Below are 12,580 nucleotides of genomic sequence, written 5' to 3'. Positions count from 1 at the left end.
GGGTGTTGCGGCGGTTCCCCTCCGCGCGTGCGGCGGAGTCAGAACACGAGGTCCGACAGGTTCGCGTTGACCTGCTCCAGGTACATGACCTCGCCGGTTCGGAACGGGACCTTCCAGTCGCCGGTGCTCTTGTACAGCTTCGACAACTGATAGGGCGTGCCGAGGCCCATGAGGTCGGGGCGCCCGTCGCCGTCCGCGTCACCGGCGGCGATCAGCGGACGGAACGCGTTCCAGCCGCCGCCGATCTTTGTGCGGGGCGCGAACGAGCCGTCGCCCTTGCCCAGGTAGAGCCAGAGGACACCGTCCTTGTCACGGGCGACGAGATCGCCGGCGGTACCGCCCGCGATGTTGCCGACAGCCGTGATGTCGTTGTGCATCCCCCAGCCGGTACCGATCTTCTCGCGAGGGAGGAACGGCTTCGTGGCGTTGCCGGTGCCGGTGTAGAGCCAGAGCACACCGGACCTGTCGGTGGCGAGCGCGTCCACCCGGCCGTCGTCGGTCAGGTCGCTGCCGGACGTGATCTTGTCGTAGACCTGCCAGCCACCACCGACCTGGACCCGGGCGGCGAAGTTGCCGGTGCCCTTGCCCTGGTACAGCCAGAGCACGCCGGACCTGTCGCGGGCCAGGAGGTCGCCGACCGGCGTACCGCCCAGGTCGCCGGCGGCCTCGATGCTGTCGTAGACGCCCCAGCCCGAACCGAGGTAGGTCCGGGCCGACGCCTCGTTGATACCGCGCCTCTCGTCGATCGGACGGTAGAAGAGGTCCGTGCGCCACAGGCGGCCGGCGGAGTCCCGGCTGAGCAGGTCGGGGCTGCCGTTGTCGTTGAAGTCGTGCGGCTGCGCCTTGCGGACGACCGTGAACGTGCCGCCGGCGGTGACGTCCGGGCCGATGCCGTTGACCGGCGAGCCGGTCAACTCCCAGGTGTGGTCGCCGTTGGGGACGTCCTCGTACCAGTTGTTGTCGACCCAGGCGAACGTCGGCGTGCTGCTGGGCGCCGCCGTCATGGTGTGGGTCTTCCCGGTCCGCACATGGCGGACGGTGAGCTTCGGGTTCGACACCTCGCGGGACAGCGTCCACTTGAAGGTGAACCCCTTGGCCTGGTCCAGGTCGAGGACCACCGGGGGCACGGTGGAGTCCGTGGCGACGACCTCGGTGGGCTCGCCGGTCGTCGCGACCAGCTCCGCCTTCAGGGTGTCGCCGCCCGTGGCCGCGAAACGGTACATGCCCTCGCCCCGGCCGACGAGGCCGCCCCGCGCGTACAGGCTGCCGTCGGGGGCGGACGTGAACTCGTAGGCGTGGTCGAGCACCTTCACCGTCGCCTTGGTGGTGACGTTGTAGGCGGTGATGGCGTGGTGGACACTCGGCTGGGCGAAGTCCATCCCGCCCTTCTGCCCGTACAGCACCCAGTCGCCGACCAGGCCGACCTGGGGGTGGCCGGGCGAGGGCACCGGGGGCACCGGGGCCTCGTGCACCTCGCCGGTGGCCCGGTCCGCGACGAAGACCCGGAGGTCCGTCGCCGCGTCGACGGACCACGCGGTGTGGGTCGCGGAGACCGCCTGCGCGCCGATCCCCGGGGCGCCGAGGGTGAGGACGCCGGTGGCGAGGTCGAGGAGGCCCCACTTGCCCAGCCCGTTCTGCGTGAAGGTGACCTTGGCGTGGGCGGGCGTGGCGGGCGTGACCATGACGGAGGTCGCGTCGGCCGGAAGGCCGGTGACCGTCACCGTGGGGGCCTCGTCGACGTGCTTGCGGAGCACCGTGCCGGCCTCGGTCACGACGGTCGTGAAGACGGCGTCAGCCGCCGCGCCCGCCCACCTCGCGTCACCCGTCAGGGAACCCACGGGAACCTCGAGGGAACCGTTCGTCGCCAGGTTCCGCTGAGTGATCTTGGACCCGCCCCTGAAGACCAGGAAGTCGGTCGTCGGCGTCGACCGCAGGTACACGGCGCCGTCGTATGTCTGCCCGGCACTGTCCGAGTAGCGCTGAAAGGTCGAGATGCTGGTGCCGGAGGTCGTCAGGAAGCCGGTCACACCGGCCCCGACGAGCCTGCCGGCCTTCGGGTACGCGATCGGGTCCGCGGTCGACGCCGCGTCCGCCGCGAGCCCCCCGCCCGCGACCGGAGCGGCGTGCGCGGGAGCGGTCGGCGCGGTCGCCCCGAGCGTGATGGCGAGAACCGTGGTGATGGCGCGGGCGAGCCGCCCTCGCGTCGAACGGGCCAGGGGCACGGGCATTCCTCCAGAAGACATCAGGCGCGCCGTGCGCCCTTGCCGGTTGGGACTCTGCAGCGATCAAAAAGTTGTACGCCGCCAGACATGTGTCCGCAGATCCAGTCCGCGCTGACGCCCCGGCCGTGACGAACAGCCAGGTCATTCTCGTGCCGACTCCCACGGCAGGTGCGCAGTTCGTGCTGGTCAGGACTGTGAGGCCCACGTTTGGTTCTGAAGGCCGGCTCCCGCTCTGACATGTCTTCCGGCCGGCTGTGATCACTGATGCCGTCGACCATGGCGCGCAGACCGGACCGGATGGAAGGCGAGATCCGTATGGCCGTCCACGGCTCAACGGCTTCAGTCGTCCTCATCATCGGGGCTGTTGAGCTGCCCCCGTGGCATGTAGGAAACATCTCGGCCGACGCGGCAGCGAGTAGCGCCGATTGTGTCGTGGAGACGGCTGAACAGGTCGGGGCGGATCAGTAGATCTGCCCCCTTGTCTCTAGCAGGTTGTGCACGAGAAGCGGCGCTTCCCACGCCGTCACGTCCCACACGGCCTGACAGTGGGCCGTCGCCGTCGCCGGCAGGCCGTCCGGGCCTGAACAAGGCCTCCGGCGACGTACCGGCTCCGCAGGAGGCGAGCGCTGCCCGCGCAGCGGCCCTGGAAAAAAACACCGGGCAAGATATGGACGGCGCGTTCATATTCTGCTTATATGGACTCACCGTCCACTTCTTGCGGAGGAGAAAGACTCATGACCAGCACGAACAGCACCACCCCCCGCGTCGCGCTTGTGACCGGCGGTTCCGGTGGCATCGGCAAGGCCGTCGTCGAGCGGCTCGCCGCGGATGGCTTCGCCCTCGCGGTGCACTACGCCGGCAACAAGGCCAAGGCCGATGCCCTGGTCGAGCAGATCACCGCGTCCGGCGGCCAGGCCGTCGCGGTCGGCGGCGACGTGGCCGACGAGGAAGCGATGGCGGCCGCCTTCGACGCCGCCGAGACGGCCTTCGGCGGGATCGACGTGGTGGTCAACACTGCCGGGATCATGGTGCTCGCGCCGATCGCCACGCTGAACCTGGACGACCTGGACCGGATGCACCGCACGAACATCCGTGGCACCTTCGTCGTCTCCCAGCAGGCCGCCCGCCGCGTACGGTCCGGTGGCGCGATCATCAACGTGTCCACGTCGGTCACGCGCACCCAGCTGCCCACCTACGGGGCGTACGTCGCCAGTAAGGCCGCGGTGCAGAGCATCACGCTGATCCTCGCCCGCGAACTGCGCGGCAAGGACATCACCGTCAACACCGTCGCGCCCGGTCCGGTCGCCACCCCGCTCTTCCTCGAAGGCAAGGACGAGACCACGATCTCCAACTTCGCCAAGGCCACCCCGCTGGAGCGGCTGGGCGAGCCTCGCGACATCGCCGAGTCGGTCGCCTTCCTCGCCGGCCCCGCCCGCTGGGTCAACGGCCAGGTCCTCTACACCAACGGCGGTCTCGCCTGACCGCCCGGCACCGCAAGCACGGCCCCGGCACCCGCGAAGCACCCTCCTGGAAGGGAAGACCCATGTCATCCGTGGTACTCATCACCGGCGCCGCCACCGGCATCGGCAACCTCACCGCCCGCGCGCTCGCCGCCGCCGGCCACACCGTCTACGCGAGTATGCGCAGCGTCCGGGGCCGCAACGCCGGCCACGCCGAGGAGCTCCTGCGGCTCGGCCGCCGCGAGGGGCACGACATCCGCGTCGTCGAGCTCGACGTGCAGTCCGATGCCTCGGCAGAAGCGGCCGTCGCGACCATCCTCGAAGACGCCGGCCGCCTCGACACGGTCGTCCACAACGCAGGGCACCTCTACGTCGGTTACGTCGAGGCCTTCACGCCGGAGGACGTCCATCGCCTCCTGGACGTCAACGTGGTCGGTATCCAGCGCGTCAACCGGGCTGTTCTCCCGCACATGCGGTCACGCCGCTCTGGCACGCTCCTCTACGTCGGCAGCACCACCTCGGTGGTGGTTCCGCCCTTCCTCGGCCCTTACGTGGCGTCGAAGTTCGCCGCGGACGCGCTCGCCCAGGTCACGGCGTACGAGGTGGGCCGGTTCGGCATCGGGACCACCATCGTGATGCCGGGTCCCTTCACCCAGGGAACCGAGCACTTCCCCAACGCCGGCCACGCCGGTGACGCCGCACGCACCAGCGCCTATGCGGCGTTGGATCCGATGGTGGCCCGCAACGAGAAGGCCACGGAGGCACTGTTCCCGCCCGGCGTGGACGCCCACCCGCGTGCCGTCGCCGACGAGATCGCCCGGATCATCGCCCTTCCGGCCGGCTCCCGCCCCTTCCGGACCGTCGTCGACTTCAGCCAGGCCGGAGTGGAAGAGGTCAACGAGGTCCTGCGTCGTGCCCAGGAGCAGTTCGTCACCCGTCTCGGCTTCGGCGAACTGCTCCACGTCGAAGGAACACAGTCCTGACGCGTCGGACGACCGCAGCCGGCCATCCAGAAGAGAAGGAGGGACCATGTCCACCACACACCTGCCCGCAGCGATCCGCACGTTCATCGACGCCACCAACAGCGCCGACTCCGAGGCCTTCGTCGCCGCGTTCACCCCCGACGCCCATCTGAACGACTGGGGCCGGACGTACCGGGGCCGCGAAGGCGTCCGGGACTGGGACCGCACCGACAACATCGGCGTCCAGGCGCGGTTCCAGCTGCTCGGCTCGTCGCCGGGCGACGGTCCGGACACCTATGTCGTGAACCTGCGGGTGTCCGGCAACGGCTACAACGGCACCGGCTCGCTGACCTTCCGCCTGCGCGACGGTCTCATCGCGGATCTGCGGATCGGGTGATCCGACGCCCGGACCGCGTGGGAAGCGCACCGCTTCCTAGACTGATCCGATCCGAGAACGAGCGAGGGAGAGCATCGTGACGAAGCAGGCCGAGGGCGCCCACGGCCGCCCGGCCCGCGGGCGCGGGCGCCGCCCGGCCGACGAGGTCCGCGCGGACGTCTTCCGCGTGGTCGGGGAGGTGCTCCTGAAGGAGGGAATGGCCAACCTGACCTTCGAGGGAGTGGCCCGCCTGTCCGGTGTCAGCAAGACGACGCTGTACAAGTGGTGGCCCTCCAAGGGCGCCCTCGCCCTGGACGGCTACTTCCACGCCGTCGAAGAGACTCTCGCCTTCGAGGACACCGGCGACATCCGCGCCGACCTCACACGCCAGCTGCGTGCGTTCGCGCACCTCATGACCCGAACACCGGCCGGGCGGGTGGTGACGGAGCTGGTCGGCCAGTCCCAGACCGACGAGAACCTGGCCACCGCCTTCCGCTCCCTGTACTCCTCCGAACGCCGACGGCTGGCCGGGGAGAGACTGACGCGCGCCAAGGAGCAAGGACAGATCAGGGACGAGATCGACGTCCAGGTCCTCGTCGACCAGCTCTGGGGGGCCGTCTACCACCGCATGCTGATCCCGGACGAGCCCGTGACCGATGATTTCGTCGTCGCCCTGGTCGCCAACCTGTTCGACGGAATCACCCCGTCCGCCGGGTCGCACCCCACCGTGCAGCAGCCCGCGTCCAGCGCGCAGGACGGCCACTGACAACGCCTGCCGGGGCGGCCGGCAAGATCGTCGGTCCGACGGGGAAACGGAGCGACGGCATGAGCGAAGCGGTCGAGCACCGCGCGGAGGGGTCCCGGACCTTCGCCCGGCGGCTCGGCATCCGGTGTCCCGCGCCGGGCAGTTGGGGGACGGACCACCGCGGGTACTCGCGACTCCGCCGGGGGCGCGTTCTCGCCGCCCTCGCCGTCCTCGTCGCCTGCCTGCTCACCTTCCACTCCGCCGTCCCCAACACCGTCGGCCGGATCGGCAGCCTGCTCGAGACGTTCCTGCCCTGGCTGGGTCTCGCCGTTCCCCTCCTGCTGGTGACGGCGCTGCTGCGCCGTTCCGTCACCGCGCTCGTCGCCCTGCTGCTGCCCGCCGCCGCGTGGTCGATCCTCTTCGCGCCCCGGCCGGCGCCCGCGTCGGAGGAACGGGCCGGCCTCGTGGCCGTGCAGCACAACGTCAACGACGTGAACACCGACCCGGCAGGCACGGCACGGACCCTGCTGCGGGTGCGCCCGGACCTCGTCGCCCTCGAGGAGGTGACGCCCGCCGCGCTGCTCGCCTACGAGAACGAACTGGCGCGGCACCTGCCGCACCACGCGGTCGTCGGGACGGTCGGCCTGTGGTCGGCACATCCGCTGGAGGACGTGCGGCCGGTGGACATCAAGCCGCGCGGCTTCGGACCGGGATGGAACCGCGCCCTGCGCGCCACAGCCGTGACCCCGCAGGGCCCCGTCGCCGTCCACGTCGCCCATCTGCCCTCGGTGCGCCTGGGACTGCGGCACGGCTTCAGCTCGGCGTGGCGCGACGAGAGCGCCCGGCTGCTGGGCGCCGCCCTCGCCGCCGAGAAGGAGGCCAGGGTGATCCTGCTGGGCGACCTCAACAGCACCGTCGACGACCGCGGGCTCGACCCGGTACTGGCCCAGGTCGGGGTGGCGGGAGAGGGCTTCGCCTTCAGCTGGCCGGCGTCCTTCCCCGTCGCCAGGATCGACCAGATCATGGCCCGGTCGGCGGCGGTGACCCGCGTCCGTTCACTGCCGGCCACAGGCAGCGACCATCTGCCGATCACCGCCACGATCACCCTGTGACCGCCCGGCCCGCCGCGCCCGCACGGTGAATGCCCGAGCGCGGTGAACGACCGGACCCACGGGATGAATGCCCGCGCATCCGCGGTGAACGCCCGCGCCGCCCCGCCCGTACTCCACGGCAGCCGTCGAGCCCGAGGAGGTCAGCAGCCGATGACCGGACGTCGCCGTACCCCTGTTGCCGCCGCAGTCGCCGCACTGACCGGCGCCGTACCGCTGTTGCTGGCCGCCGGCGCACCCGCTCTGGCCCACGGGACGCCGACCGACCCGGTGAGCAGAGCCGCCGTCTGCGGACTGGACGGAGCACAGCGCGCGTCGGGCGCGTGCCGGGCCGCCGTCGCCGCGAACGGGGGCGACCCCATCGGCGCGTGGGACGACCTGCGGCTGCCCGGCGTCGACGGCAGGGACCAGGAGGCCGTACCCGACGGACAGTTGTGCAGCGCGGGCCTCGACGCCTATCGCGGCCTGGACACCGCCCGCAGGGACTGGCCCGCCACACCGCTCAGGTCCGGTGGCACGTTCACCCTCACCTACCGCTCCAGCATCCCGCACCGGGGAACCTTCGAGCTGTACCTGACCCGCCAGGGGTACGACCCGGCCGCGCCGCTCCGGTGGGCCGATCTCGACACCCGCCCGATCGCCACGGCCACCGATCCCGCGCTCACGGACGGCGCGTACCGGATCGGCGGACGCCTGCCCGCAGGGCTCACGGGCCGGCATGTGCTCTACACGGTATGGCGGAACACGGACACCCCTGACACCTACTACTCGTGCTCGGACGTGGTCCTCACACCCGGGAACGGTCAACAGGGCGACGGCCGACAGGGCGCGTCAGGGCCCGGAACCCCGCCCTCGCAACTGCCCTCCGAGCCGGCCGGCGGGGCCACCGGCGCGGCGTCGCCGGGACCACCCGCCGAGCCCGCCCCGTCCCTGGCGCCCGGTGAACCGACGCCCGGCGAACCGGAGGCCGGGGCCCCGGCTCCGGCGCCGTCCTCCGGCCGGGCCGCCCCGGCGCCCGCGGGCAGCGCCTCCGGCAGCAGCCCCACGGTCCTGTTCGGTGCGGCCGCCGCGGCCCTCGCCCTGGTCTCCGTCTGCGGATCGGTGGTCCTGCGGCGCAGGAACCACCTCTGACAGCCCGTCATCGAAGCGCCGCCGGCCGGCGGCCCCGACGGGGCGCGCCCTCCGACAGCCCAATTCCGGGTGAGGACGGGCACCGGAGCCATCATGAGAGCAACCTCCGCGGCCCGCCGGCCCTCTTCCCTCCATGCAACGGCCCCCGGGAAGCGCAGCCCGCCCGCACCACAGCTGCATGGAGTGACATGACAACGGTCCATACTTCGGTCGTCGTGCCGTGCTTCAACGAGGACGACGTGATCGACCTGTTCCATCAGGAACTCGTCGCGGCACTCGAGCCGACCGGCACAGAGTTCGAGATCTGCTACGTCGACGACGGCAGCGGCGACGGGACCAGAGCGCGCCTCAAGCAGCTCGCCGCGACGGACCCGCGCGTCCGCTACACCTCCTTCAGCCGCAACTTCGGCAAGGAGTCCGCGATGCTCGCCGGACTGAGGATGTCCCGCGGCGAGGCCGTCGTCCTCATGGACGCCGACCTGCAGCACCCGCCCCACCTGCTGCCGCGCATGCTCGAGCTGCACCGCCACGGCTACGACCAGGTCGTCGCCCGCCGTGACCGCACCGGCGAAGGCACACTGCGGACGATCCTCAGCCAGCGCTACTACCGGTTGGTCCGCCGCTTCATGGACGTCGAAGTGGTCGACGGCGCGGGGGACTTCCGGCTGCTGTCCCGCAGGGCGGTCGAGGCCGTGCTGAGCATGCCCGAGTCCAACCGCTTCTCCAAGGGACTCTTCTCCTGGATCGGCTTCGACACCGTCAGCTTCGCCTACACCAATGTGCAGCGTGCCGCAGGAAGCTCCAAGTGGGGCGGCCGGCGGCTGCTCAACTACGGCATCGACGGGCTGCTGTCCTTCAACACCCGCCCGCTGCGCCTGGCCATCCACACCGGTCTGTGGCTCTTCCTGTCCGCGCTCGCCTACACGGTGTGGATCCTCTTCAACGTCGTCCTGGACGGCGTCGAGACCCCCGGCTACGCGACCCTGATCGCCGCCGTAGTGGGCCTCGGCGGGATCCAGCTCGCCACCCTCGGGATCATCGGCGAGTACGTGGGCCGCATCTACCACGAGACCAAGCGCCGGCCCCACTACGTGGTCCGGGAGACCGACGATTCCGGCGCCGCGCAGCCCGGTCCCGCCGTCAGGGAAGCCGCTCTGAGTAAGTGACCTTGTCCAGCCGGTAGTAGTCCGCCACGCACTGCGCGGGCCACACCTTGCGCCCCTGCTGCCCGAACGGCTCCAGCATCCTGGCCACCGGCGTGGGCGTGTACGGGAGTTCCCTCGCGCCCCGTGCCGCGCCCTCGCGCAGATACCGGTCCTGGTGGTCCCAACGCTCCGCCCGCACCCGCATGTCCCGGCCCAGGTCGACCAGCGGGCCCACGAGGCTCAGCACCGTGGCCGCGCACACGGCCGCCGCAGCCGCCGTCGTCACCACGGACCGGCGGCCACGTACGTACGGCCGCAGCGCGCGCCCCAGGAACGCACCTGCCGCCACGAGGAGCCCCACGAGCAGCAGCAGGTAGTCGTTCCACGTCCGTTCGGTGGTCACCACCCGCTCCCCGAAGACCGGGTAGGTGATCACGGTGCACAGCCAGCCCGCGACGAGGAACGCCGCCGCCCCGAGCCCCAGCAGCAGCACCGGCCTCGCCGGCACCGGGGCCCGGCCGGGCCGCCCGCGCGCCACCAGCCCCAGCAGCACCCCGGCGCCCACCGCACCCAGGTACTGCCAGGTGCCGAACACCGTGCCGAGGATCTCCACATAGCCGCGCAGCGAACCCAGCAGCGAGTCGGGGGACAGCATCGACGTGCTCTCGGCCCCGTAGCGCTCGCGGCGGTTCCGGGAGCCGGGGGAGAGGAACAGCAGCATTGTCCCTACCGCGACACCGGCCGCGCCGGCCAGCGACCAGACCCGGGCGAGGCGGCGCACCGGCGCGGCGAGAAACCGGGGCGCGAAGAGCACCACGCCCGCGAGCACCACCAGCGCGACGACCGACGCCTCCTCGGAGAGCGTCCCCATGAACACCCCGGCGAACGCGGCCGACACCACCGCGGCGACCCTGCCCGCGCGACGGCGTGCGCACAGCAGCGGCAGCACGGCGGCGCACGCGAGCACCGGCGCCACCGTGTGGGACACGGACGCGGCGGGCCAGTAGAACGTCTTGTACGTGTTGGGCGTGGCGAACAGGAAGACGGCACAGACCATCGCCGCCACGAACAGCGGCACACCGCGCGGCACCTCCTGCCCGGCCCTGCGCAGCACCTGCACGACCAGGGCCCACAGCAGCACCAGCATGACGAGACCGCTGACAAGGCCGAACCACTGGTGGCCCGCGACCGGGAACTCGGCGTACAGACCGACGAGCAGGCCGTTGCCCAGCCGCCCGTTGTCGGTGAACCAGAACTTCCCGATCAGTCCCAAGACGCCGTCGTCCCGTACCACCGGCAGGAAGCACCACTCGTCGGCGCTGGGCCGCACATGACGTCCGAACCATGACGCGAGCACCAACAGCCCGAGCGGCAGCGCCGCCAGGGCGAACGGCCAGAGCCCCGCCCACACCGCCGGACCTCCACGCCGCCCCTCCGGTCGCCCCACGGCCCCCGCCGTGCCGCCGGGGGAGTCCACCTCACTCGCGACGGTGACGCCCGATGCGCCGACGGCCATGTCACCACTGCCCTTCCGTAAACCACTGATCCGGCACCGAAGAGGCGAATTCCCGGTGCACCGTTCCCTCAGCATCCAGCGGCAGCCGGCCGTGACGCGTTGTGACTCGCAAGGCGCGCTCGATCGAAAGAAGCCGGACCGTCGTGCGGCGGCGACGGCAGGCGGCCAACCCCTTCGCGCGGGTACCGCCGTTCAGGACGGGGGTACGGGACGCGCCACGAGGAGGGCGATGTCGTCGGCGCTGTCGGTGCCCGGTCCGATGAGGAGTTCGTCGCAGAACACGTCGAGGGGTTCCTCGGCCGGCGCGGCGGTGTGCCGGCGCAGCCGGACCACGGCCTCAGTCTGCCGCACGAGTCTGCCGCACGAGTCTGCCGCACGCCGATCCGGCACGCGGCAGGCTCCTGGCATATCCGCTGGTCAGCGCGCTGACGCGGCCCCGCGGCCGGGTGACGCCGACGCCCCGGGATGCGGCGGGCGACGCGCGCGGGAGTGACACGCCGGGCGCCCGGACCGCCCGGGCGGTGCGCGACGGCCCGGCCTGCTGCGGCGCGTCGGCCGACGGGCGCGTCGGCCCTCCGGCCTCGTCCACGCGAGAGGACCCCGTGAGCAGGCAGGATCGTCCGGCCGCTCCCACCGGCCCCGGTATAAAGAACCCATGACTGCCGATGCCCCCCTGCCCACCCGCCCCGCGACTCTCGAGGACGTGGCCAGGGTGGCGGGTGTCTCCCGGGCCACCGTCTCCCGGGTGATCAACGGGGCGCCGACGGTGGACCCCGGGCTGCGGGGGATCGTCGAAGAGGCCATAGCCGCGACCAGCTACGTCCCCAACCGCGCCGCCCGGTCCCTGGTGACCCGCCGCACCGACTCCATCGCGCTCGTCGTCTCGGAGCAGGAGCAGCGGTCCGGTGCGACGCCGTTCGTGGGGCGGATGTTCACCGACCCGTACTTCGGGCGCGTGGTGAGCGGGCTGCTGGAGGTGCTGCGGCCGGCAGGTGTCCAGATGATGCTGATGCTGGTCGACGACGAGACGTCCCGCGGTCAATTGCTCTCGTACCTGCGCCAGGGTCATGTGGACGGCGTCGTGCTGGTCTCCTCGCACGGATCCGACCCGCTGCCCCAGTTGATCACCGGCACCGGTCTGCCGGCCGTGCTCTCGGGGCGCAGCAGCCGCAGCGGCCGTCTCACCTATGTCGAGGTCGACCAGCGGGCCGGCGCCGAACTGGCCGCGGAACACCTGGTGTCGCTGGGCCGCCGCCGGATCGGCACGGTGACAGGACCGCAGGACATGCCCGCGGGGCAGGAGCGGCTGGCGGCGTTCCGCAGTGCCCTCGCCCTGCACGGGATCGACGATCTGACCTGGGTGGAGGGCGACTTCACGCACGTCGGCGGCGCGGCCGCCATGAAGCGGCTGCTGGCGCGGCGGCCCGACCTGGACGGTGTGTTCGTCGCCTCGGACCTGATGGCCATGGGTGCGCTGCCGGTGCTGTCGCGCGAGGGCCGGCGGGTGCCCGAGGACGTCGCCGTGGTCGGCTTCGACGACAGCAACGCCGCGCAGGCGTGCGACCCGCAGCTGACGACGGTACGGCAGCCGGTCGAGGAGATGTCGTCGGAGATGGCGAGGCTGCTGCTGCGGCAGATCCGCGAACCGGGCGACCCCCTCCCCTCGGTGATCTTCCACCCGTCGCTGGTGATCCGCGAGTCGGCCTGAGCAAGCGCCTGTACGGGGCCTGAGCAAGCGCCTTTACGGGACCTCGGTATCGCTTGCGACGGGGCCTGAGGGAGCGCGGGGCCGGGGCTGGAGTCGTTCCGTCGCGGGAGAGCGCTCCACCACGGGGAGCGCTCTCCCGGAGCGGTGAACCCTCACCTCCAACCTCGTGAACCGGATGAAGGAACGGAAGTCAACAGCCGGTCCGG

11 protein-coding genes are annotated in these 12,580 nt (G+C 71.6%); 8 read left to right on the top strand and 3 right to left on the bottom strand.

The genetic code is table 11. From position 1 onward, the window contains the following. Positions 1-38 precede the first annotated feature (38 nt). Entirely contained in the window at positions 39-2,228 is a 2,190-nt protein-coding gene (locus SPRI_RS01855) for an FG-GAP repeat domain-containing protein (RefSeq protein WP_374987881.1), read from the bottom strand. A gap of 728 nt (positions 2,229-2,956) precedes the next feature. Between SPRI_RS01855 and SPRI_RS01850 the strand changes: the two genes are divergently transcribed. The 7 genes from SPRI_RS01850 to SPRI_RS01820 all read left to right on the top strand — a co-directional run bounded on the left by SPRI_RS01850 (position 2,957) and on the right by SPRI_RS01820 (position 9,171). Beyond that, positions 2,957-3,703, top strand: coding sequence for an SDR family oxidoreductase (locus SPRI_RS01850; protein WP_005307496.1), 747 nt, complete (start codon positions 2,957-2,959; stop codon positions 3,701-3,703). 62 nt (positions 3,704-3,765) lie between these two features. Then, positions 3,766-4,665: an SDR family oxidoreductase gene (locus SPRI_RS01845; RefSeq protein ID WP_005307494.1), complete on the top strand. Its 900-nt coding sequence runs from the start codon at positions 3,766-3,768 to the stop codon at positions 4,663-4,665. 46 nt (positions 4,666-4,711) lie between these two features. Continuing rightward, positions 4,712-5,041 (top strand): nuclear transport factor 2 family protein, encoded by a 330-nt coding sequence (locus SPRI_RS01840; protein WP_005307491.1) that lies wholly within the window; start codon positions 4,712-4,714, stop codon positions 5,039-5,041. A gap of 76 nt (positions 5,042-5,117) precedes the next feature. Further along, positions 5,118-5,786 (top strand): TetR/AcrR family transcriptional regulator, encoded by a 669-nt coding sequence (locus SPRI_RS01835; RefSeq protein WP_005307488.1) that lies wholly within the window; start codon positions 5,118-5,120, stop codon positions 5,784-5,786. Positions 5,787-5,845: 59 nt separating this feature from the next. Beyond that, on the top strand, positions 5,846-6,877 hold the full coding sequence (locus tag SPRI_RS01830; protein WP_182327901.1) for an endonuclease/exonuclease/phosphatase family protein: 1,032 nt from the start codon (positions 5,846-5,848) through the stop codon (positions 6,875-6,877). Between the two features lie 150 nt (positions 6,878-7,027). After that, positions 7,028-8,005: a lytic polysaccharide monooxygenase gene (locus SPRI_RS01825; RefSeq protein ID WP_005307481.1), complete on the top strand. Its 978-nt coding sequence runs from the start codon at positions 7,028-7,030 to the stop codon at positions 8,003-8,005. 188 nt (positions 8,006-8,193) lie between these two features. Next, the gene (locus tag SPRI_RS01820) at positions 8,194-9,171 is read left to right on the top strand and encodes a glycosyltransferase family 2 protein (protein WP_037772939.1); all 978 of its coding nucleotides are present in this window, start codon (positions 8,194-8,196) and stop codon (positions 9,169-9,171) included. Here SPRI_RS01820 and SPRI_RS01815 read toward each other — a convergent pair. Further along, on the bottom strand, positions 9,146-10,666 hold the full coding sequence (locus SPRI_RS01815) for a DUF6056 family protein (protein ID WP_053556656.1): 1,521 nt from the start codon (positions 10,664-10,666) through the stop codon (positions 9,146-9,148). The two genes, SPRI_RS01820 and SPRI_RS01815, sit on opposite strands and share 26 nt — an antisense overlap. 192 nt (positions 10,667-10,858) lie before the next feature. After that, on the bottom strand, positions 10,859-11,017 hold the full coding sequence (locus SPRI_RS38385) for a hypothetical protein (RefSeq protein WP_158685118.1): 159 nt from the start codon (positions 11,015-11,017) through the stop codon (positions 10,859-10,861). Between the two features lie 304 nt (positions 11,018-11,321). On the opposite strand from SPRI_RS38385, the gene SPRI_RS01810 reads away from it, so the two are divergent. After that, positions 11,322-12,374: a LacI family DNA-binding transcriptional regulator gene (locus tag SPRI_RS01810; RefSeq protein ID WP_005307470.1), complete on the top strand. Its 1,053-nt coding sequence runs from the start codon at positions 11,322-11,324 to the stop codon at positions 12,372-12,374. The last annotated feature ends 206 nt before the right edge of the window (positions 12,375-12,580 follow it).

The sequence above is a fragment of the Streptomyces pristinaespiralis genome (genome assembly GCF_001278075.1).
GTDB classification, from domain to species: Bacteria; Actinomycetota; Actinomycetes; order Streptomycetales; family Streptomycetaceae; genus Streptomyces; species Streptomyces pristinaespiralis.
The sequence above is the reverse complement of the archived record's forward strand: the minus strand, read 5'-3'. Positions and strand labels throughout refer to the sequence as shown.

Excerpts from the sequence above, each read along its gene's own strand:
- SPRI_RS01855 (WP_374987881.1), bottom strand. The coding sequence starts at position 2,228 with ATGCCCGTGCCCCTGGCCCGTTCGACGCGAGGGCGGCTCGCCCGCGCC.
- SPRI_RS01850 (WP_005307496.1), top strand. The coding sequence starts at position 2,957 with ATGACCAGCACGAACAGCACCACCCCCCGCGTCGCGCTTGTGACCGGC.
- SPRI_RS01845 (WP_005307494.1), top strand. The coding sequence starts at position 3,766 with ATGTCATCCGTGGTACTCATCACCGGCGCCGCCACCGGCATCGGCAAC.
- SPRI_RS01840 (WP_005307491.1), top strand. The coding sequence starts at position 4,712 with ATGTCCACCACACACCTGCCCGCAGCGATCCGCACGTTCATCGACGCC.
- SPRI_RS01830 (WP_182327901.1), top strand. The coding sequence starts at position 5,846 with ATGAGCGAAGCGGTCGAGCACCGCGCGGAGGGGTCCCGGACCTTCGCC.
- SPRI_RS01825 (WP_005307481.1), top strand. The coding sequence starts at position 7,028 with ATGACCGGACGTCGCCGTACCCCTGTTGCCGCCGCAGTCGCCGCACTG.
- SPRI_RS01820 (WP_037772939.1), top strand. The coding sequence starts at position 8,194 with ATGACAACGGTCCATACTTCGGTCGTCGTGCCGTGCTTCAACGAGGAC.
- SPRI_RS01815 (WP_053556656.1), bottom strand. The coding sequence starts at position 10,666 with ATGGCCGTCGGCGCATCGGGCGTCACCGTCGCGAGTGAGGTGGACTCC.
- SPRI_RS01810 (WP_005307470.1), top strand. The coding sequence starts at position 11,322 with ATGACTGCCGATGCCCCCCTGCCCACCCGCCCCGCGACTCTCGAGGAC.